Origin of the sequence: Pectobacterium aroidearum (assembly GCF_041228105.1) — a bacterium.
Lineage (GTDB): Bacteria > Pseudomonadota > Gammaproteobacteria > Enterobacterales > Enterobacteriaceae > Pectobacterium > Pectobacterium aroidearum.
The window spans coordinates 193,059-213,893 of sequence record NZ_CP166097.1 but is presented as its reverse complement, the minus strand read 5'-3'; the positions used below and the strand labels follow the sequence as shown (position 1 = coordinate 213,893).

General features: G+C 55.5%; 19 protein-coding genes. 9 read left to right on the top strand and 10 right to left on the bottom strand.

All coding sequences use genetic code 11. The features are described from left to right. Window positions 1-220 precede the first annotated feature (220 nt). From metF to metB, 9 genes are all read right to left on the bottom strand, one after another. Window positions 221-1,117 (bottom strand): methylenetetrahydrofolate reductase, encoded by an 897-nt coding sequence (metF, locus tag AB8809_RS00900; protein ID WP_012772920.1) that lies wholly within the window; start codon window positions 1,115-1,117, stop codon window positions 221-223. Between the two features lie 529 nt (window positions 1,118-1,646). Then, a complete protein-coding gene (locus AB8809_RS00895) occupies window positions 1,647-2,408 on the bottom strand; it encodes a phosphodiesterase (RefSeq protein WP_349855612.1) in 762 nt (253 codons plus the stop codon). Between the two features lie 47 nt (window positions 2,409-2,455). Further along, entirely contained in the window at window positions 2,456-3,460 is a 1,005-nt protein-coding gene (locus tag AB8809_RS00890) for a LacI family DNA-binding transcriptional regulator (protein WP_349855611.1), read from the bottom strand. Continuing rightward, window positions 3,457-4,263, bottom strand: coding sequence for an ABC transporter permease (locus tag AB8809_RS00885; RefSeq protein ID WP_039281140.1), 807 nt, complete (start codon window positions 4,261-4,263; stop codon window positions 3,457-3,459). Before AB8809_RS00885 ends, AB8809_RS00890 begins: the two co-directional genes overlap by 4 nt. Beyond that, on the bottom strand, window positions 4,260-5,099 hold the full coding sequence (locus AB8809_RS00880) for an ABC transporter permease (protein ID WP_182101202.1): 840 nt from the start codon (window positions 5,097-5,099) through the stop codon (window positions 4,260-4,262). The genes AB8809_RS00885 and AB8809_RS00880 overlap by 4 nt, the downstream gene beginning before the upstream one ends. 72 nt (window positions 5,100-5,171) lie before the next feature. After that, the gene (locus tag AB8809_RS00875; protein ID WP_180779161.1) at window positions 5,172-6,305 is read right to left on the bottom strand and encodes an extracellular solute-binding protein; all 1,134 of its coding nucleotides are present in this window, start codon (window positions 6,303-6,305) and stop codon (window positions 5,172-5,174) included. A 22-nt stretch (window positions 6,306-6,327) separates the two neighbouring features. Further along, window positions 6,328-7,494, bottom strand: a complete 1,167-nt coding sequence (locus AB8809_RS00870; RefSeq protein ID WP_012772914.1) for an ABC transporter ATP-binding protein — start codon at window positions 7,492-7,494, stop codon at window positions 6,328-6,330. Between the two features lie 220 nt (window positions 7,495-7,714). Continuing rightward, window positions 7,715-10,150 carry a bifunctional aspartate kinase/homoserine dehydrogenase II gene (locus AB8809_RS00865; protein WP_012772913.1) on the bottom strand — a complete coding sequence of 812 codons (2,436 nt, stop codon included), beginning with the start codon at window positions 10,148-10,150 and terminating at the stop codon, window positions 7,715-7,717. Between the two features lie 2 nt (window positions 10,151-10,152). Beyond that, window positions 10,153-11,313 (bottom strand): cystathionine gamma-synthase, encoded by a 1,161-nt coding sequence (gene metB, locus AB8809_RS00860; RefSeq protein WP_349855610.1) that lies wholly within the window; start codon window positions 11,311-11,313, stop codon window positions 10,153-10,155. A 187-nt stretch (window positions 11,314-11,500) separates the two neighbouring features. Between metB and metJ the strand changes: the two genes are divergently transcribed. From metJ to AB8809_RS00830, 6 genes are all read left to right on the top strand, one after another. Further along, window positions 11,501-11,818 carry a met regulon transcriptional regulator MetJ gene (metJ, locus tag AB8809_RS00855; RefSeq protein ID WP_005973355.1) on the top strand — a complete coding sequence of 106 codons (318 nt, stop codon included), beginning with the start codon at window positions 11,501-11,503 and terminating at the stop codon, window positions 11,816-11,818. A gap of 216 nt (window positions 11,819-12,034) precedes the next feature. Next, entirely contained in the window at window positions 12,035-12,832 is a 798-nt protein-coding gene (locus tag AB8809_RS00850) for an ABC transporter ATP-binding protein (RefSeq protein ID WP_349855609.1), read from the top strand. 9 nt (window positions 12,833-12,841) lie between these two features. Further along, window positions 12,842-13,804 carry an ABC transporter substrate-binding protein gene (locus AB8809_RS00845; RefSeq protein WP_349855608.1) on the top strand — a complete coding sequence of 321 codons (963 nt, stop codon included), beginning with the start codon at window positions 12,842-12,844 and terminating at the stop codon, window positions 13,802-13,804. Continuing rightward, the gene (locus AB8809_RS00840) at window positions 13,801-14,811 is read left to right on the top strand and encodes an iron ABC transporter permease (protein ID WP_349855607.1); all 1,011 of its coding nucleotides are present in this window, start codon (window positions 13,801-13,803) and stop codon (window positions 14,809-14,811) included. Before AB8809_RS00845 ends, AB8809_RS00840 begins: the two co-directional genes overlap by 4 nt. 97 nt (window positions 14,812-14,908) lie before the next feature. Then, window positions 14,909-15,088 (top strand): type II toxin-antitoxin system HicA family toxin, encoded by a 180-nt coding sequence (locus AB8809_RS00835; protein WP_010281507.1) that lies wholly within the window; start codon window positions 14,909-14,911, stop codon window positions 15,086-15,088. Between the two features lie 27 nt (window positions 15,089-15,115). Next, window positions 15,116-15,526, top strand: a complete 411-nt coding sequence (locus AB8809_RS00830) for a type II toxin-antitoxin system HicB family antitoxin (RefSeq protein WP_180779155.1) — start codon at window positions 15,116-15,118, stop codon at window positions 15,524-15,526. A 126-nt stretch (window positions 15,527-15,652) separates the two neighbouring features. Here AB8809_RS00830 and rpmE read toward each other — a convergent pair whose 3' ends face one another. Beyond that, window positions 15,653-15,868, bottom strand: coding sequence for a 50S ribosomal protein L31 (rpmE, locus tag AB8809_RS00825; RefSeq protein ID WP_012772907.1), 216 nt, complete (start codon window positions 15,866-15,868; stop codon window positions 15,653-15,655). A 314-nt stretch (window positions 15,869-16,182) separates the two neighbouring features. Here rpmE and priA point away from each other — a divergent pair, with 314 nt between their 5' ends. The 3 genes from priA (at window position 16,183) to ftsN (ending at window position 20,790) form a co-directional block, all read left to right on the top strand. Continuing rightward, window positions 16,183-18,381, top strand: coding sequence for a primosomal protein N' (gene priA / locus AB8809_RS00820; protein ID WP_181845672.1), 2,199 nt, complete (start codon window positions 16,183-16,185; stop codon window positions 18,379-18,381). A gap of 276 nt (window positions 18,382-18,657) precedes the next feature. After that, entirely contained in the window at window positions 18,658-19,701 is a 1,044-nt protein-coding gene (gene cytR / locus AB8809_RS00815; protein WP_012772905.1) for a DNA-binding transcriptional regulator CytR, read from the top strand. 213 nt (window positions 19,702-19,914) lie between these two features. Beyond that, window positions 19,915-20,790, top strand: coding sequence for a cell division protein FtsN (gene ftsN, locus AB8809_RS00810; protein WP_349855605.1), 876 nt, complete (start codon window positions 19,915-19,917; stop codon window positions 20,788-20,790). Window positions 20,791-20,835: the final 45 nt, after the last annotated feature.

The following is a 20,835-nucleotide window of genomic DNA, read 5'->3' as shown; positions in this document are numbered from 1 at the left end:
ACAAACTCACAGAAGGGGATTAGCAAGGTTTGTAACGCTGCCGCCAAAAGGGAAATAAGAAAGTGATTCGGTTCCTACTGTACGCCGTGTGAATAGGAATCTCATCCCTGAGATTCCCCCTTTTCATGGCCGCTATAAGTGACGTTGAAAGGTGTTCCGCTACCGTTCTTCTTCATCACCGCATTGCGGCCTCGTTCTTCCTGAAATCTTGCGCGTTGCCTTAGCGTGCTACATCAGGGCGAACACCCAGCGTATGGCAAATCGCGTAGCTCAGCTCGGCACGGTTCAGCGTATAGAAATGGAAATCTTTTACGCCTTCGCGGCTAAGAATTTTCACCATGTCCATCGCGATAGACGCCCCCACCATTTTGCGGGTTTCGGGATCGTTATCCAGGCCGTCAAACATGGCCGTCATCCAGTTCGGCACACGGACGTTTGTCATCGTGGCAAATTTTTGCAGTTGCTTGAAGTTCGACACGGGCAAGATACCCGGCACAATTTCAACATCGATGCCCGTCGCCACACAGCGGTCACGGAATCGCAGATAGCTTTCTACGTCGAAAAAGAACTGCGTGATAGCGCGATTCGCGCCAGCATCAATCTTGTGTTTCAGGTTAATCAGGTCAGCCTGGGCGCTTTTCGCTTCAGGGTGTACTTCAGGATAGGCGGCAACGGAAATATCGAAATCGCCAACCTCTTTCAGCAGGGAAACCAGATCCGCCGCGTACATATCCGGTTTGCCGCCTTCTGGAGGCAAATCGCCACGCAGCGCGACAATATGGCGGATACCGCTCTGCCAGTAATCCTGAGCGATTTCACGCAGTTGTTCACGCGACGCATCAATGCAGGTCAGGTGAGGCGCCGCTTCCAGGCCAGTCCGTTCTTTAATCGTTTTGATGATGCTGTGAGTACGGTCACGCTCGCCAGAGTTCGCGCCGTAGGTCACAGAAACGAACTTGGGTTTCAGGTTGCTCAGTCGGTCAATAGAGTTCCACAGGGTTTCTTCCATATCGCTGGTACGCGGCGGGAAAAATTCGAACGACACGTTAATTCGTCCCTGCAATTCCGCCAGACTTTGATTCAGCGCTTCCCGCTGGTTTGCGTGAAAAAAGCTCATACCTGCTACCCCGTTGACCGTGATTGTTATTATCATTCGTTAAACGTCTATACGTTTAGACGTCTATATAGAAAATGACGTAATCTGCTTAAAGAGTCAACGTTTTTCAGCTCAGCAGGTGGTGATGATTACTCACGGTAAATGAAAAAAGTTCATGATGGGTTTCACGCAAAAGCGCAGTCTCGTAGTCACATTGTTATGGAGACGCGGAGACAGTTTCGTGCGCGATAATGTTGCTATTTTCATGCTACCTCGTAGCACGCGCCCGACACGGGGCGGCTCACGCGCCGCTCGCCCCGTGACCCCAGGCTTTCGGCGTGAATTATGCCGCTACACGGTGCCTTCGTCGGTATCTGACTTAACGGACCGCTTGCGACACGTTCCCGACGTGGCGCAAGCTCTCGCCGCGTCCTGCGGCTCATCCTAATCCAGCTATCTCCTCAGCATAATTTTTTACGCCGGATAACAGCAAAACCCACAGAGTTCTGCATTATTTTTGTGCAATCACGATAACCTGGGAAACACACCCTCAGTCACAGGGAAAATCATGAAAATGTACGGTGTGCCCTTCTTCCGTCGTCAGAAAAATGGCGTACTGCGGAGCTTCCAGGCTGACCTCAAATCTGGGTGCGAAACGCAGGGCAGACTGATGATTGGTGCCGCGTATCGTACTGAACGACATTCCTCGCCAACTGCCGCTGGCAGGTCGATGCACGTGCCCCGCGGAGATATGCCGCACATTGCCGAAACGGTGACACACCTGATACAACGCCTCTGCTGCCTCGGGAGCCAATCGCACGCTATCAAGCGCTGGAAGCCCGATCGACATCGGAGGGTGATGTAAAAACAGGAACACGTTCTTACCTTCCGCTGCCTGAAGCTGTCGCTCAAGCCATGCCAGCCGCGCCGAACACAGCGTTCCGGCGACTTCACCTGTATGTAACGAGTCCAGCAAAATGACGCAATCGTCCCCCACGGCCGTCACGCTCTGCACAAACCCGTTCTCATCCACCAGCGTCGGGAATTGAGCCAAAAACATTTCCCGATCGTCGTGATTCCCCATCGTCACACGCCAGGGAACCTGCAATTCAGCCAGCGCTGAGGCCAGAAACGTATAGGATGCCGCACTGCCGTCATCGGACAGATCGCCGGAGATCACCACCAGATCGGCATCGCGGTAATGGGCATTAATATCGGCAATCGCGGCCTTCAACTGCTGTTCTGGATCGCGCCCATGCAAATTGCCACCTTGTGCGATCAGATGGAGGTCAGAAAGTTGAATCAGTTTCATATTATCCTCGATTTTCACTATCCACGTGCTATCGCCCACCCATACCGTTACGCCGACTGGCGGCGGATTAGCGGAGCAGCCACTTTCGCTCGACACGCGGGTTCTTGTACCTGAGACTGGCGTTGATCGAGCAACGCCAACGCCTGTGCCGCCATCGTTGCGGGATCCTGACGAAACGTCGTCAACGCATACGCATCCCACCCTGCGGCCGGAATATCATCAAATCCGATCACCATGAGATCATGCGGAACGGCAAGCCCAAACTGCTTTGCACGATCGATCACGCCGAACGCGACTAAATCGTTAACGCAGAACACCGCATCCGGCCTGACGGCTTCAGGCAGCGAAAACAGCGTCTGCCCGACCACCAGCCCATCGTCATAATCTGTATCGCTGCCGCGCACCACGGCCACGGGCAGCCCTAACGCCTGCGCTTCATCACAAAACGCCTGTTCACGTTCAATGATATTGGGCGTTGCCGAAGCCGCTCCGGCCAGCGCCAGACGCGTTCTGCCCGATGAGGCAAACAACCGCGCCGCCATACGTGCTGCGGTGTCATTATCAATGTGTACGCTGTCACACGCCGGTTCGTACCGCCCGATGACAATCAGCGGCTGACCGTTTAGCTGCGCCAGTTCGACAAATTCTTTCGGCGGCGAGCCGGAAAGCACAATCGTCGCTTCCGCCCGGTGGCCAAACAGAATGGAGCGCGCGGCAGCCATCGCCTCCCGCACATGACCGGTATTGATGAGAACAGGAATTGAGCCACGTTGAATTAACGCCTGCGACAGTTCCGCCACCAGATTGGCACGAAACCCGACTTCAGGGTGCGTCACCACCAGCCCCACCAGACGGCTGCTGTTAGCCAGCAGGCCACGCGCTAAATCGTTAACCTGATACCCCAGCTCCTGTGCCGCCGTCATCACTTTGGCGTAGGTGGCAGCAGACACGCTTGCGCCGGGGGTAAAACTACGGGACACCGCCGAGCGCGATACGCCAGCCCGACGCGCGACATCCTGTGCGCTGACGTAGCCCTGTTTACCCGCCGTCATTTCCCTATCCTTGCCATGACATCGGCTTTCAAAAAACGCTCCACCACCAGCATGAACAGCACGGAAGGAATCAGCAGCACCAAAGCGGTAATAGAAGCGATCTGGTAGTTGCCGCCCGCCCCCGCGGTATAAAGCAGCAACGGCATCATCTGCACATCCGGTGCTCCCACGAAATAGCTGCCGGTAAACTCATCCAGCGATTCGAGAAAAACAAAGATGGCGGATGCCATCAGTCCCGGCATAGCCAGCGGCAAGGTGATATCGACAAAGGCACGCCACGGCCCGGCACCAATCGATCGTGCCGCCTGCTCCATTTCACGCCCCACCGCCGAGAACGCCGCCGAGGCAATCCAGACGGCAAACACCAGTCCGTGAACCGTGTGAACCAGCACGACACCCAGCAGCGTGCCATTTAGCCCCCACTGATAGAACAGGCGAGCGATATTGACGTACACCGTCAGGTTCGGAAACGCCTGTGGGATCAGGAATACCAGCAGTATCAATCCACGAGCAGGCAGCGGCAGGCGTGCCAGCGCATATCCCGCCGGAATCGCCAGCGACAGCGAGGCCAGCACGGTGAACACCGCCACCAGCACGCTATTCCCCAGCGCTTCCCAAGCCACACCGCGTGGTGAAAATACCCGCTTCCAGAAGGCGAAGCCCCAGTCATTGGGCAGCAGATGAGGATAGAACCATTTTTCCGCCACCGACCACAGCAGGAGGTTAGCCAATGGCCCAAAGATCAAGAAGATCAGCGTCCCCAGGATCAGCATTCTCGGGATCCACCACAGTACGTTCTTCATGCTTTATCCCTCATGTTCAGGCGGAGATAAATCACAGCAAACAAGCCGGTCATCAGCAGGGAAATCACCCCCAACGCATTCGCCACACCATAATCGCCATAGGCGTTAATGCGGAAGGCAATGTTGGCGGTTAGCATCGTCGGCGACTGAGCATTAATCATCATCGGCACGGACAGTACCGACATCATGGTGACGAAAGAGAGAATGAGCCCCGTGAGCAGCGTTTGCCCGATCTGAGGCACGACAATTTCACACAGGATACGCAAGCGCGACGCGCCTAAGTTACGGGCAGACTCAATCATCGTGCGATCCAGTGACGCCATCGCGCCGGCAACCAGCAGCGCCACAAACGGCGTCTGTTTCCAGACAAAGGCGAACACGATGCCGCGCCAGTCCAGCCAGTTGCTGGCGCTGGCCATATCGACAATGCCGAGCGTATCCAGTGCGCCATTCAGCCAGCCGTTTTTGGCCAGAAACGTGCGTAAAATTTGCCCGGTCACGATAAACGGAATAAACAACGGCCAGCGATAGACCCAGCGCAGTAACGCCACCATACGTGGGCTTTCACCTAAGGTCAGGTAACCGCCGATCATGACCGACAGCAGGCCGATCAGCAGCGTCGCGAGGCTCACAATCAGTAAGGTAAACAGGATATCGGGCAGATACAGCGTCAATGCCGTGACAAAATTATCAATGCCCACGCCATTCTGGCTAACAAAAGCGCCCCCAACCGACAGCCCCAGCGGCGTAATAAAACAGACCGCCACCACTGCCAGCGCGGGTAGCACAAGCGCGATACCCGCCAGTCGGGAAGAGAATTGGGATACTTGCAACATGAATGTCTCCGCGCTCTGGCTTTATCCTGCCAGAGCGCCTGTAGTACAAGTGTATAAAAAGTTAGGGAGTTATTACTTCGCCATCGCCTGCTCATAGGCGTTTAAAATCGCGGTGTGGTAAGGCGCGATAGGGAACGTTTTTCCTTTGCTTGCCAGCTCGTCAGGCGTCACATCGGTGAACAGACGTTGCCAGACCGCGGGTTTCAACTCGGCCTGAACGTATTTGGCATCAATCCCCGGATACCAGTTAAAGCGTTCCACAATCCCTTCGGCCTGTACTTTGGCGCTGGTTGCCAGTTCAACAAACTGCTTAGCCAGTTCGCGGTTCGGTGCCTGCGCAGGGATGACGTAGTGCATCGGCTGGCCCGGCATACCAGGTGCAGGGAGCAGCAATTTGAAATTGTCCGGCAGTTGCCCACTCGCTTTCCAGGAATAGAACATGTCGACCCACACCGGTCCCATGGCAATTTCACCACGACTCAACATATCGAGCGTGCCAGCGTTGCCCGGCGTTAACGTCACGTTCTTGTTAAAGGCTTTCAGCCGTTCAAACGCTGGCTGCCATTTTTTCGCTTCCGCTTCGTCAAACGGTCCGTTCATCAGCTTCTGGGCATCGCCGCCGTAAGCGTAAATCCACCCCATCACGAAACTGACGCCCGATGCGCCGCCTTTAATCCCGTTGTAGCCGAACATCTTCGGATTCGCGGCAGCCCACTGCTGGATTTCGTCATAGCTTTTCGGCGGATTAGCCACCATGTCGGGGTTATAGGCCAGCGCCGTCTGGCTACTGAACATCGGCATGACATAGCCTTTTACGTCCGTCCCCATGGCTTTATCCGCTGCGGCCATGCTAACCAGCTTGCCGCTGGCGATGTCATCGCGATATTTCAGCAGGTCGCCCTTTTGCACCATCGGACCGACAAATTTCTCATGCACGACCGCAACATCGGTGTCCCAGACTTTGGCGCCAGCGGCCTGCTGTGCATTGAAACGCTCAAGAATCTTCTGCGACCCCGCATCACCAGGTCCGGTGCCGACCGCACGTACTTTTACGCCGGGATGCTGCTTCTCAAACAGCGGCCCCAGATATTCATTTACATAATCGACCATGTTCTGGTCACCCGCCGTCAACACCGTTAATTCCTGAGCCTGTACAGCAGCCAGCGGCGTACTCAACATCAGCGTTGCAGCAAAAATACGTTTCATATCATTTGTCTCCAATTCAGGATCAGGCCGTCAGGCCGGGAAGCGGGGAATAACGTGAAGTTGTATCTGGTACCGCCGATAAAGACGTCGTCTCGTGTGCCAGCGGGAAAAGAAACAGCGCCTCGGCAGGGATCTGCACCGCAACCCGCTGTCCGATGGCATAGGGATGCGTCGCATGAACCTGTATCCGCCAGGTACCGCTGGAAATCGTATGTAGCCAGTATCCGCCGGGGTAGCTTTGTGCCTGTACCGTGCCGTAGCGCATCAACATACCCGGCTGGATGAGCGGAGCATCGGCTGCATCGTAAAGACATGCCGCTTCCGCACGAAAGCGCGCTTCTATTGGGCCGGGCGGTAGCGACGTATTCGCCGGCACCAGCGAATGACTTTCGGCATCACCGGAAATCATCAACGTATCGCCGTCATAACGCGCGTCCAGCACCAGCCGATTCTCTGCGCCCATAAACGCCGCGACAAACGAACTGGCCGGATGGTGGTACACCTCTTGCGGGCTACCCGCCTGCATGATGCGACCCTGATTCAAAATCACGATGCGATCTGCCATCACCATCGCTTCTTCGCGATCGTGCGTCACGTGGATGGCGGTCAATCCCAGTCGCTGTTGCAGCGCACGGATCTCATCACGCAGCTGTAGGCGAATGCGGGCATCCAGATTGGAGAGCGGTTCGTCCAGCAGTAAAATATCGGGCCTCACCGCCAGTGCGCGACCTAAGGCGACACGCTGACGCTGCCCACCGGACAGCTCCGCAGGCTTACGGGCGCTCAGCCCCGTCAACCCAAGCATGGTTTCCAGTTCCGCCACGCGGCTGGCAATCTCCGCACGCGGCACGCGGCGCAAACGCAACCCGTAAGCAATATGCTGTGCCACCGTCATATGCGGCCACAGCGCGTAGCTCTGAAACACCAGCGCCATTCCGCGTTTCTCCGGCGGCGCTTGCGTCATATCCTGCCCATTAACGCGAATCGTCCCCGACCGTGGTGACGAAAACCCCGCGACCGTACGCAGTAACGTCGTCTTGCCGCATCCTGACGAACCGAGCAACGCCACGAATTCGCCCTGTGCAATCTCCAGATGAATATCATTCAAGACGGCTGTCGTGCCGTACCCAACATGTAGATGGTCGATGACAATGTGCGGGGCTGCCGCAGAGGAAGTTGTTTTTTGCACAGCTGTGCATTCCGCGATAATCAAACAATGCGCCGATTGTGCGGTGAGATCGTGTCAGTGGCGTGTTGTCACCATGACATTTCAATGACACGACTGGTGGGGAAGATTACAGCGGAAATTTTTTGGCGAGTACGAAATGGGGGAAATATGTCTCTTGAATATTGGCCGTCTCCCCAATACGCGGAGACGGCCACCAACGATGCCGCGATTACAGTAGGTGCTACAGTAACTGCGCCAAACGGTTTAGGTCAGACTGAAGCGCACCTGCTGTCACATCGCGCCCCGCCCCCGGCCCACGGATAACCAGCGGGTTATCCCGATACCAGCGGCTTTCAATCGCAAACACGTTATCACCCGGTAACAGCGACGCCAGAGGATGATCGGGACGGACGGCTTCAACGCCAACGCGCGCTTTCCCGTTGCTGTCAAAGCGTGCGACGTGACGCAGAACCAGCCCCATCTCCTGTGCCGCTTCCAGACGGCGCAGCATCTGATCGTTAAGCGAATCGCCGTTCTCGAAGAAGTAATCGACGGAACCCTGTTCACAACCCGACGGCACCAGCGACTCAACCCGAACCTGACTAGGCTCGATATCATAGCCCGCCTCACGCGCCAGAATCACCAGTTTGCGCATAACGTCCTGACCGGAGAGGTCAACGCGTGGATCCGGCTCGGTCAATCCCTGCTGACAAGCCTGATCGACCAGTTCGGTGAACGGCACGGTGCCGTCGAACTGTAGAAACAGCCAGGAGAGTGTGCCGGAGAAAATCCCGCTAATCGCCAGAATACTGTCACCGCTTTCCCGTAGATCGCGTACCGCAAAATTGACCGGCAAACCCGCGCCAACGGTCGCGTTATACAACCAGTGGCGATCCGTTTTCGCAAACGCATCGCGGATCTGGCGATAGTTATTGCCACCGGATGCGCCTGCCAGTTTGTTGGCGCTGATGACGTGGAAACCATAGCTGGCGAAATCCAGATACAGATCGGCGACCGAATCACTGGCGGTGACGTCCAACACCACCAAATCATCAAAGGGGTGTGCCCGCATCCACAGGAACAGATCTTCGCCATCCCGCTCCTGCGCTTCACTTTCGAAGAAAGCCAACGCACGGCTGGCATCCAGACCGTCATAGTTCAACAGGCTGCGCGTACTGTCCACCACGCCTGCCAATACAAACTCGAAGCCGGTACGCGCAGACAGGTTGCTTTGCTCGCGCGCAAACAGCTCCAACCAGCGTGAACCAATATTGCCTTTACCGAATAACACCAGACCGATTCGCTTCTCTGCCCGGAACAGCGAATGGTGTAGCCCGCGAATCAAGTGCTCCGTCGGACCAACACGTAGAACAGCCACTAAACTGATGCCATCATCGGCCTGGCGGACAAATTCAATCGGCTGATCTTTCAACTGTTGATAGAAACGGTGGCTGTGCAGCGGGTTTTTACCCACGCCCGCACCGACCATCGCGACCATTGCCAGTCCGTCACGCTGGTTAAGCTCAACGGGCAACGCCGCCTGCGACAGCAGTTGTAACGCGCTCTCCACAACTTCGGAGGTGTAGCACAGTTGCAGCAGGTTACGATCCTGATGAACGCCGATCGCCAGCGGTTTCAGCTGTGCACGGTTCAGAAGCTGTTCGACTTCCTTTTGCAGCAGCACAAAATCATGTTCTGAGGGAACCTGAACTTCAATCAGGCACACATCATCGTGGCTGGTGACAATTTTGGCGCCCGTGCCCGAGGCCAGCACGCGTTCGATACGCGTTGACCCTTGTTCTGGCTGATAGCTGCAACGCAGCTGTAGGTCGATATCGCTGCCGGAAACAGGCTGCAACGTACGCGTATGCAGTACCGGCGCAGCCAGACGCGCCAGCTCACTGGCTTCATCCAACCGCAGCAGCGGCAACAGACAGGCGTCTTTCACTTTGCGCGGATCGGCACTATAAACCCCAGCGACATCGCTCCAGATAGTCACACGTTCAACCCCCGCCAGCGCACCAATTTGCGTGGCGGAGTAGTCACTTCCGTTGCGCCCCAGCAGCACCGTTTCACCCGCGTTATTACGACAGATAAAACCCGTTACCACTAAACGCTGCCCTGCGTGTTGCGTCAGATATTGCTGCAACAGCGGCCAGGAACGACCTTCATCAACCTGCGGCTGCGCGGCGCGTTCTGCACAGAGAAAGTCACGCGCATCCAGCCAGGCCGCATTCATATCCAGCTGATTCAATACAGCGGACATCAGGCGAGCCGACCAGATTTCACCGTGTCCGACAACTTCGGCGTAAACGGCATCGGTAATCTTGCCATCCAGCAGCGTAGCCAAACGCTCCAGATCGCGAATAAACTGAGCGGTCAGCGTCTCTGCCGTTTGCGCAGGCAGGAGGCCGGCAATCAGTTCGCTGTGATAGCGGCGTAACGCCTGCTGAACCTGATGCGCCGACAGACGATCGCTCTGACTGAGTTTCAACCAGCTAATCAGTTGGTTTGTGGTACTGCCTGCGGCAGACACCACCATCAAATCACCGGGGTGGCTATACTCCGCCATAATACCGGCTACGCGCAGGTAACACTTCACATCGGCCAGACTGCTACCGCCAAACTTATGCAGTTGTCGGCCCGTTACCGATGGCGCTACTCCTAATGCACTCATTCTTACCTCTTGGCTGCGGCTTGAAACGCACGATCCAGATCGGCAACCAGATCATCGCCGTCTTCAATGCCGGTGGAAATACGCAGTAATGTTTCAGATATACCCGCCGCGGCACGCGCTTCTGGCGCCATACCGGCATGCGTCATCGTTGCCGCATGAGAAATGAGACTTTCAACCCCGCCCAGCGATTCCGCCAGCGTGAACAGCTCCAGCGAAGCCAGAAAACGCCGCAGGGTATCTTCATCACCATCCAGCTCAAAACTTAGCATAGCGCCAAAGCCAGATTGTTGACGGCGGGCAATATCATGACCGGGATTATTTGGCAGTGAAGGATGATACAACGCCTTCACCAGCGGCTGCGTCTGTAAGAATTCAACGATTTGTTGTGCATTACGCTGCGCGGCCGCCATACGCGGCGCCAGAGTACGCAGGCCGCGCAGCAAGAGATAGCTGTCAAACGCCGCGCCTGTGACACCGATATTGTTCGCCCACCAGGCCAATTCAGTAATGGTATCGGCATCTTTGGCGATTACCGCACCCGCCACCACATCAGAGTGGCCATTCAGGTACTTGGTGCACGAATGCACCACCAAATCGGCACCCAGCTCCAGCGGCTTCTGCAACGCCGGGCTCAGGAAAGTGTTATCTACCACGCTAACCGCACCCGCTTCACACGCAGCCTGACAAATCGCGGCAATATCCACGACACGCAGCAGCGGATTGCTCGGGCTTTCCACCAGCACCAGCTTCGGCTTTTCTGCCAGCGCCGCGTTGAGTGCAGCGGTATCACTTTGATCGACAAATTTGACGCGAAACGCGCCGCGCTTGTTCAGGCTGTCAAACAGGCGATAGCTGCCGCCGTAGCAATCATGCGGCGCCACCAGCAAATCGCCAGGACGCAGGAACACCGTGCAAACCAGCATAATCGCCGACATTCCGCTACTCGTCATTACCGCACCTGCGCCGCCTTCCAGTTCAGCAAGCGCACGCTGTACCACATCACGCGTAGGGTTACCGCGACGCGAATAGTCGTGTGCGCGTGGCTGGTTGAATCCGGTAAAATTATACGTGCTGGAAAGGTGAATGGGGGGGACGACGCAGCCATACTGTTCATCATCATTTAACCCACTGCGGACTGCGATCGTTGCCTGTTTACGCGTCATCGGCTCATTTCCTGGCTTGAGGCTGAAAAGATAGGAACTTAAGAGTAAACGCAGTTTCAATAGACGTCAATACATCTAGACATCTAAACCTCTTTGCGTATAGATTGAGCACAAGCAGAATAACCGTTAGAATCGTGGCATTTCATGACAGATGCTGTCTTCATTAGATTAATTTTTAAGGTATCCCATGGCTGAGTGGAACGGCGAGTATGTCAGCCCTTACGCTGAACACGGTAAAAAAAGCGAGCAAGTCAAGAAGATAACAGTATCTATCCCTCTGAAAGTATTAAAGATACTGACTGACGAACGCACGCGTCGTCAGGTGAACAACCTGCGCCACGCCACCAACAGCGAACTGCTGTGCGAAGCGTTTCTGCACGCGTTCACGGGTCAACCGTTACCGAATGACGAAGACCTGCGTAAAGAACGCAGCGATGAAATTCCTGAAGCAGCGAAAATCATCATGCGTGAAATGGGTATCGACCCGGATACGTGGGAATACTGATCGCGTTTATGCTATCGAGTTTCTCGCTAACCCCGCCTTTCCCGGCGGGGTTTTGCTATACGGATAATCACCGCCCGATACCTCACTCTCACTAACATCCTCCGCTCTCTTCTTCAGACCTTCCCCTCTTCCGCTCACGTTGTGAATCGGGATTGCATTTAATTTGTTATGTTATAACATATAATATTTAGCGTATAACGGTGATATACCCACATCATGACAGAGCCCCTCTCTACCAGACCCGTGCTGCTACAGCTGCACCATGTTTCCGTTGCCGACGCCAATCGCGCACCGAGGCTCAGTAATATTTCGCTGTCCATGCAGGCGGGTGAACGTTTAGCGCTGATTGGGCCCAACGGCAGCGGCAAATCCACGCTGCTACGCGTGTTAACCAGCGAACTCGGCACGACGACGGGGTACATTCATCTGAACGGTCAGCCGCTGAATAGCCTGAGCCGTCATGAGCGAGCAAAACGGATCGCGATTCTGGCGCAGAACGATACACCGGATCTACGTCTGCGGGTCGCGGAGTATGTCGCTTTAGGACGGATTCCCCATCACGGATTCAGCACGCCTGCGTACGATCGCCAACTCATCGAAGAAGCACTGGACGATACCGGGTTATTACCGCTACGCCACCGTCTGCTGGGCACGCTCTCCGGTGGGGAGCGCCAACGCGCCGCGCTGGCGCGCGCCTTTGCGCAAACGCCGCAGCTCCTGCTACTGGATGAACCAACGAACCACCTCGATCCGTTAGCGCGTGCACAACTGCTGTCTCTGGTACGGAAACGCGGCATTTCAACGCTAGCAGTGCTGCACGACCTGCCCCTCATCACGCCCTTTGCCGATCGCGTCGCCGTTTTACAACAGGGAACCCTACTCCGCTGGGGAACGCCTGCACACGCGCTGAGCGCCGACTGTGTGAAATCCGTCTTTGGGATGGAGAGTTTTACGGTATCGCACCCGATAAACGGTTCGCCCATTCGCATCTTTGAAGCCCCTGAATTGCACTAAGGAATCCTGATGAAAATAACACTTCTGTCTGGACTGCTGGCATTGACGTCGTACTGGGCGCACGCCTCAGATTTTCCGGTCACAGTCGACAGCTGTGGGCAACCGCTAACCTTCACCCAGCCACCGCAGCGCGCGGTTATTCATGACCTGAACATGACGGAAATGGCATTTGCGCTTGGGCTGCAAAAAAGTATTGTCGGGCTGACCGGTATCACCGGCTGGTATAAAGCGCCCCCTGACTTTATCAAGCAGCAGGGTACGATCCCTGAACTGGCAGCAAAATACCCGACGTTGGAAAACCTGCTGGCCATACACCCGGATTTCTTCTTTGCAGGGTGGAACTATGGCATGAAAGTCGGTGGTGAAGTCACGCCGCAATCGCTGAAAAAATACGGCATTCAGACGCTGGTGCTCAGCGAAAGCTGCGTTTTCACCGAACCGCAGCAGCAGCGTCCGAGAGCCAGCATGGATCTGCTCTACGGCGACATGCTGAAACTGGGGAAGATCTTCGGTAAGCAGGAGCTAGCTCAGAAGCAGATTGACGATTGGAAACAGCACATTGCCGCCCTGCAAACCCGTATTGGCGATCGGCCAAAACAGACGGTTTTCCTGTATGACTCTGGCGACGATAAGCCGTTTACCAGCGGGAAATTTGCCATGCCAACTGCCATCATTGAGGCTGCGGGCGGCAAGAACGTGATGGACGATATGGCCACGAGCTGGGCCTCAACATCGTGGGAAAACGTGGCGGCGCGCGAGCCTGACTTTATTATTTTGCTGGATTACCAGACGGGCAACGGCGCAGATGCGTTAAGACGTTTTCTGGAATCACATCCGCTGATGAAATTTACCCCAGCCGTACAACAGCATCGCTATCTGAAGCTGCAATATGCGGAGCTCACGCCGGGGCCAGCGAATATCGCTGCAGTCGATAAACTGGCGCGCGCACTCTACCCGGATGCCTTTCAGTGAGCCCAACATCTTCACGTTATGCCGCAACCTTTGTCGTTGCGCTGCTGATATTGGCAGGGCTGATGCTGGTAAATATTGCGACTGGCAGTACGACGATTCCCCTTACTCAGGTCGCCAGCGTCTTAGGGTTATCATCGGCGGATGTCTCACCGATGGCATCACGCATCATTTTGGAACTTCGCATTCCCCGTAGCCTGCTGGCGGCGCTGTGCGGCGCGGGGTTAGCGATGGTCGGGGCTTTTTTGCAAACGGCAACCCGTAACGATCTGGCTGACCCTTTTCTGTTTGGCCTGTCTGCCGGCGCCTCGGCGGGGGCGGTCGCGGTCATCACCCGCTTTGGTGAGCAACTCGGTGACTGGGTGCTGCCGATGGCGGCTTTCTGTGGCGGTATTTTATCGGCCGTCGCCGTGACCGTGCTGTTCCTGCTGCAACAGGCGCGCGGTGCAGAACGCCTGATCATTTGCGGATTGGCGATCTCGTTTCTGTTCGGCGCACTGACGAACTATCTGGTGTTTTCCGGCGATCAGCGGGCCGCCAGCTCGATTCTTTTCTGGTCGCTGGGTGGACTGGGCCTTGCCCGTTGGGACACGTTACCTTTTGCGGTGTTCAGCGTTCTGCTGCTATTCGGTCTCACCGCCCTACGCTGGCGCGCGCTTGATGCTCTGCTAGCGGGCGGACAAACCGCGGCCTCAATGGGGGTTAACCTGTCTCGCGTACGGGTGGAAATTTTCATCTGCTGCGCTTTTGCCACCTCGCTACTGGTCGCGCTGACCGGCGTGATCGGTTTTATCGGCCTGATGATTCCCCATCTGGCCCGCCCGCTGAGCGGCGTGCTACACAAGAGGCTTCTGCCAATGACAGCCGTGCTGGGTGCGATACTGCTGTGCGGCGGCGATTGGCTCAGCCGACAGCTACTAGCACCACAGGAATTGCCCATCGGGATTATTACGGCGGGGTTAGGCGGCGTCTTCGTTCTGGGGATGCTGGTAAAACGTCAGCAGGGATAAAAAGTGTAAGTTAAAAATAACTCCAATAACTCTAAAATGTTGTCTGCCGGAGTTATTGGGGTTATTGTTATTTAATAAAAGGGAGCGGAGTGCAGGGATGGATAGCAGGACGTTAATCGCAGAAATCAAGGCCGATGGGTGGGAGCTGATAAGAGTGAACGGAAGCCACCACCATTTTATGCACCCCAGCAAACCGGGATTAGTCACAATCCCCCACCCCAAGAAGGATTTACCAATAGGTACGGTAAAAAGCATCAGGAAACAGGCAGGAATATGATCATCGCTGACTCGAAGAGGCTGAATTATGTTTTATCCCATTGCAATTGAAGCAGGCGACGATACTCACGCATACGGCGTAACAGTACCAGATTTACCGGGCTGTTTTTCTGCAGGCGATACGCTAGACGATGCTATCGCGAATGCTAAAGAAGCGATTACCGGACATATCGAGCTACTGGTTGAGATGGGTCAGGATATTCCCACCGTATCAACAGTAGGTCAGCTGGCAAAAGGGTCTGAGTATGCAGGATACACGTGGGCGGTTGTTGATATTGATGTAACTCGTTTAATGGGTGGCTCAGAAAAAATTAACGTTACATTGCCCAAATCGCTGATTGACCGCATTGATCGTTGCGTGGCGAGTAATCCAGAATTTAAAAGTCGTTCGGGTTTTCTTGCACAGGCGGCATTAGAGCGAATTTCGTCTTCCCGATGAACAATTTCTTGATGAGCAATGCTGATACACCAGAAACAACAAAGGCACCTGTCGGTGCCTTTGTCGAAAGTTACTATGTCAAAAGGGGCGATGCCAAAAAGGACAGTGCCAATTGACCAGTAAAACTTATTTTTTAGTGCCTGGTACGGAGAAACGCTTGTTGAAGCGGTCAACACGGCCACCAGTTGCAACATCACGTTGTTTACCGGTGTAGAACGGGTGGCATTCGCCACAAACGTCCAGGTTCAGGTCACGACCCACGGTAGAATGGGTTTTGATCACGTTACCGCAAGAGCAAGTTACAGTAACTGCAGAATAATTCGGGTGAATACCTTTTTTCATGGGGAAACCTCAGTTAAGGCCGTGTCGCTATCCAGCCCTGTTCCGCCAGACACCACACGAAAGTTGTATAAGTAAGTTTCATTATGCGAACGGCGCAATGATTTTCGCGAACGACCCATCATTTGCGCGAACAGCACAGTGGCGGCGGATCATACAGAATCTGATACCCCGATGCAATCGCATCCACACATTATCCCTCGCAGCATGTACACTAGCGCCTTGCGTTATTTTCACCCTGCGCGGCGCGTGATACAAACCACCCGGTTGTGTCGTGGATCGCCTCGCCAATCCACGTCGATTACCACGGAGAAGTTATGTCTGTCGCTCAGGTCGCTTTGCCCGTGCCGCTGGCACGTACATTCGATTATTTGCTACCCGCAGGAGGCATCGCTCCGCAGGTCGGCGCGCGCGTCAGCGTCTCCTTTGGTAACCGTAAAGCTATCGGTATTATTACCGCGCTGAGCGACACCAGCGAGCTTCCGCTTGAACAATTAAAACCCGTGCATGATGTGCTGGACGAGCAGCCGCTGTTTCCCCCCAGCCTGTGGCGCATTCTGCTGTGGGCAGTTGAGTATTATCACTACCCGATTGGCGAAGTGCTGTTTCACGCGCTGCCGATCCTCCTACGCCAAGGGAAACCCGCACACCGTGCCCCGCTCTGGCAGTGGTTTGCCACCGAGCAGGGCCGGGCGACGCCGCTCAGCACGCTCAAACGCGCTGTGAAGCAGCAGCAAGCGTTAGCGGCTTTACTTCAGTCGCCGATTTATCGCCACCAGGTGAGCGAAATCGGGCTGACGGAAACGGCGTTGCAGGCACTGCGTAGCAAAGGGCTATGCGAATTACAGGCCGCGGAGCAAACGCTTCATGACTGGCGTCAAAACTTTAGTCTGGCAACTGACCGGCTGCGTCTGAATACCGAGCAGGCTACTGCCGTCGGTGCGATCCGCAGCGAAGATAACCACTTTGCCGCCTGGCTGCTCGCTGGCATCACCGGTTCGGGCAAAACCGAAGTCTATCTCAGTGTGCTGGAAAACGTGCTGGCGCAGGGCAAGCAGGCGCTGGTGTTAGTGCCAGAAATTGGCCTGACGCCGCAAACCATCGCCCGCTTCCGCGAACGTTTTAACGCCCCGGTAGATGTGCTGCACTCTGCACTCAACGACAGCGAACGCTTGGCCGTCTGGCTACGCGCCCGCAGCGGCGAGGCCGCCATCGTTATCGGGACGCGGTCAGCGCTATTTACTCCCTTTGCCCGTTTGGGACTGATTGTGATCGATGAAGAACACGACAGCTCCTATAAACAGCAGGAAGGCTGGCGCTATCACGCCCGCGATTTAGCGGTATTTCGCGCCAGAGAAGAAGACATTCCCATCGTTATGGGGACGGCGACGCCCGCGCTGGAAACGCTGTATAACGTCCAGATCGGCAAATATCGTCGTCTGAACCTGACCAAACGAGCGGGCAATGCCGCGCTGGCCAAACAGCACGTTATCGATCTGAAAGGGCTGCCGCTGACGGCAGGGTTATCTCAACCGCTGATTACCCGCATCCGCCATCATTTGACGAACGATAATCAGGTTATCTTGTTCCTTAATCGGCGCGGATTCTCCCCGGTGGTGATGTGCCACGAGTGCGGCTGGATTGCCGAGTGTCAGCGCTGCGATCACTACTATACCTACCACCAGCATCAGAAGATGTTGCGCTGCCATCACTGTGACAGCCAGCGCCCGGTGCCGCAGCAGTGCCCCAGCTGCGGCTCGACGAATATGGTGCCCGTCGGTCTGGGCACCGAGCAGCTTGAGCAAAGCCTTGCCCCGATCTTTCCAGATGTTCCGATCACCCGCATTGACCGTGATACCACCAGCCGCAAAGGCGCGTTGGAACAGCAGCTCTCTCAGGTCAGGCAAGGAGGCGCACGTCTTCTCATCGGCACCCAGATGTTGGCGAAAGGCCACCACTTCCCTGACGTAACGCTGGTTGCCCTGCTGGATGTGGACGGTTCGCTGTTCTCCGCCGACTTCCGCGCGGCCGAACGCTTTGCCCAGCTCTATACTCAGGTGGCAGGTCGCGCGGGACGCGCGGGCAAGGCGGGTGAAGTGGCGCTGCAAACGCACCACCCGGAACATCCGCTATTACAAACTCTGCTACAACAGGGCTACGATGCCTTTGCCAGCCAGGCACTTACCGAGCGGAAAAGCGTCTTTCTGCCGCCGTTTACCAGCCATATCCTCTTCCGCGCCGACGATCACGATAATCAGCAGGCCGCGTTATTCCTCCAGCAACTGCGTAATTTGCTGGAAGCGAGCCCGCTGCGGGATGAATCGCTCTGGCTGCTGGGCCCGGTCCCGGCTTTGCAACCCAAACGCGCGGGGCGTTTCCGCTGGCAACTCTTGCTACAGCACCCTTCCCGAGCGCTCTTACAGAAACTGGTCAGAACCTCGATGGCGCTGATCGGCACGCTGCCGCAGGCACGTAAAGTGAAATGGATGCTGGATGTCGACCCCACGGACAGTTAGCGTTTCTTGTTAGATCATTTTGGTTTCTTGCTACGCCTTTTTTGCGATCGGCGTCGAGAACACGATATTCATCACACTTTCTGTGCAAATTAAGCAACAAAACCTGCGTTCAATCTGTTATCACTGTCTGCGCAGGCAGTATGCTGGCCTGACGTATCGTGCCAGTCAGTCGGCATACTGCGCCGAAGAGCGTTACCCGTCATCATAGAGAGTCAGCAGGCAGGAGCGTTCTGCTGACAGTCAGCGCCAGTTAACGCTGACGCAAGGAGAAAAGCGTTGAAGCAGAAGAAAGGCGTCACCACGGCGACGATGAAAGACGTGGCGGATGAGGCGGGCGTTTCCACCGCCACCGTATCCAGAACGTTAATGAATCCGGAGAAAGTCTCTGCGACCACCCGCAGGAAGGTCGAGCAGGCCGTCATCGCCGTTGGCTATTCGCCCCACGCGCTCAACAGGAACCTCAAGCGTAACGAATCACGCACGATCCTGACGATCGTACCGGATATCTGCGATCCCTATTTTTCCGAAATCTTTCGCGGGATCGAGGAAACTGCAGCCGAACACGGCTATCTGGTGCTGATTGGCGACTGTGCTCACCAACATCAGAAAGAAAAAACCTTCGTTGATCTGATTATTACCAAACAGATCGACGGCATGTTGCTGCTGGGTTCCAATCTGCCGTTTGACGCAGGCCAGGAAGAGCAGCGTAATCTTCCGCCGATGGTGATGGCGAATGAGTTCTCACCGGATCTGGCGCTGCCAACCGTGCATATCGATAACCTGACCGCCGCCTTTGAAGCCGTACATTATCTTTATCAGGCAGGCCATCAGCGCATCGCCTGTATTGCTGGCCCGGAGCATATGCACCTGAGTCAATATCGCCTACAGGGCTATATTCAGGCCCTGCGACGCAACGGGATTCTTATCGATAACCAATATATCTTTCGCGGTGATTTCACCTACGAAACCGGAATAAATGGCCTGATTGCGCTGATGCAGCACCCACAGCCGCCCAGCGCGGTCTTCTGTCATAGCGACCTCATGGCGCTGGGCGTACTGGCGCAGGCAAGAAAGATGGGGCTGGATATCCCACGTGACCTCTCCGTCATCGGTTTCGACGATATCGAACAGGCGCAGTACTGCTGGCCCCCCCTGACTTCTGTCGCCCAGCCTCGTTATCAGATCGGACGCGAGGCAATGCTGCTACTCTTAGAGCAGTTGCAAGGTAACACGGTACAAAGCGGCTCTCGCCTGTTGTCCAGTGAACTGGTCATACGCGACAGCGTCGCTGCGCCGAATTTCGCTCGTAACAGGCTTTAAGACTTCAGGTGCTGGTCAAATATTTGAGGGTTCAGTAACATGACCCCCTAATTATGTTATCCCCTAAATAATTCGAGTTTCAGGAAGGCGGCAAGGGAAGGAATCCCGATGAGCTTACTCAGGTAAGTGATTCGGGTGAGTGAACGCAGCCAACGCACATGCAACTTGAAGTATGACGGGTACATTTACCTATCAATTCACAGCGAAACAACAGTGGCACAAAGAGACTACGTGAGCCGAGGACGTTCATCAGGGACGCGTCGGAAAACGACAAATAGCCGAAAAAAAGGCAAGGCTTCAGGTGCATCAAAAACGATGATCGCACTCGCTGTTGCCGTTTTGGTCACCTTCGCGGGCGGTCTGTACTTTATCGCCCATAACAAACCGGACGAGTCCCCCGTTCTGCCGCATCAAAACGTGGGCAAAGGTAATGGGCTGCCACCCAAGCCGGAAGAACGCTGGCGCTACATCAAAGAGTTGGAAAATCGTCAGTTGGGCGTCACAACGCCAACAGAGCCTTCTGCGGGTGGCGAAATTCGATCGCCGGTACAGTTGACGGATGAGCAGCGCCAATTGTTAGAACAGATGCAGTCTGATATGCGTCGTCAACCAACGCAGCTCTCCGAGGTGCCGTATAACGACCAGACGCAGGTTCCGCGTTCTCAGGTAACGATTAAGCCGCCGACACAACCGATGCAGCAGCCGCCTGTTGTGACAACGCAGCCCGCAACGCGTGCACCAGCGGTCACGCAAACGACGCCTGTTGTTCCAAGACAAGAAACGCCAAGACAAGAGACACCAAAACAGGAAGCGCCGAAGCAACAGCCGGTCAAGCAGCCTGAAGCGCCAAAAGCCGAGAAAACTCAACGCTGGGCAATTCAGTGTGGTTCCTTCAAAACCATGGACCCTGCCGAATCAGTGAGAGCGCAGCTGGCATTTGCCGGTATCGAAAGCCGCATCACCTCTAACGGCGGCTGGAACCGTATCATGCTGGGGCCTTACAACAACCGTGCTGCCGCGGATAGCATGATCCAACGCCTGAAAAGCGCGGGCGCATCAAACTGTATTCCTCTTGCCAGCGGGGGTTGAAAAACCCCACGCCTTCCCCCATCTATAACATCAATGCGCCCCGAA

Bases quoted from the DNA above. Each gene is read 5' to 3' on its own strand.
- AB8809_RS00835 (WP_010281507.1), top strand. From the start codon at position 14,909: ATGGATAGCAGGACGTTAATCGCAGAAATCAAGGCCGATGGGTGGGAG.
- rpmE (WP_012772907.1), bottom strand. From the start codon at position 15,868: ATGAAAAAAGGTATTCACCCGAATTATTCTGCAGTTACTGTAACTTGC.
- metJ (WP_005973355.1), top strand. From the start codon at position 11,501: ATGGCTGAGTGGAACGGCGAGTATGTCAGCCCTTACGCTGAACACGGT.
- AB8809_RS00875 (WP_180779161.1), bottom strand. From the start codon at position 6,305: ATGAAACGTATTTTTGCTGCAACGCTGATGTTGAGTACGCCGCTGGCT.
- priA (WP_181845672.1), top strand. From the start codon at position 16,183: ATGTCTGTCGCTCAGGTCGCTTTGCCCGTGCCGCTGGCACGTACATTC.
- AB8809_RS00830 (WP_180779155.1), top strand. From the start codon at position 15,116: ATGTTTTATCCCATTGCAATTGAAGCAGGCGACGATACTCACGCATAC.
- AB8809_RS00850 (WP_349855609.1), top strand. From the start codon at position 12,035: ATGACAGAGCCCCTCTCTACCAGACCCGTGCTGCTACAGCTGCACCAT.
- AB8809_RS00845 (WP_349855608.1), top strand. From the start codon at position 12,842: ATGAAAATAACACTTCTGTCTGGACTGCTGGCATTGACGTCGTACTGG.
- metB (WP_349855610.1), bottom strand. From the start codon at position 11,313: ATGACGCGTAAACAGGCAACGATCGCAGTCCGCAGTGGGTTAAATGAT.
- AB8809_RS00880 (WP_182101202.1), bottom strand. From the start codon at position 5,099: ATGTTGCAAGTATCCCAATTCTCTTCCCGACTGGCGGGTATCGCGCTT.
- AB8809_RS00885 (WP_039281140.1), bottom strand. From the start codon at position 4,263: ATGAAGAACGTACTGTGGTGGATCCCGAGAATGCTGATCCTGGGGACG.
- AB8809_RS00865 (WP_012772913.1), bottom strand. From the start codon at position 10,150: ATGAGTGCATTAGGAGTAGCGCCATCGGTAACGGGCCGACAACTGCAT.
- AB8809_RS00895 (WP_349855612.1), bottom strand. From the start codon at position 2,408: ATGAAACTGATTCAACTTTCTGACCTCCATCTGATCGCACAAGGTGGC.
- metF (WP_012772920.1), bottom strand. From the start codon at position 1,117: ATGAGCTTTTTTCACGCAAACCAGCGGGAAGCGCTGAATCAAAGTCTG.
- AB8809_RS00890 (WP_349855611.1), bottom strand. From the start codon at position 3,460: ATGACGGCGGGTAAACAGGGCTACGTCAGCGCACAGGATGTCGCGCGT.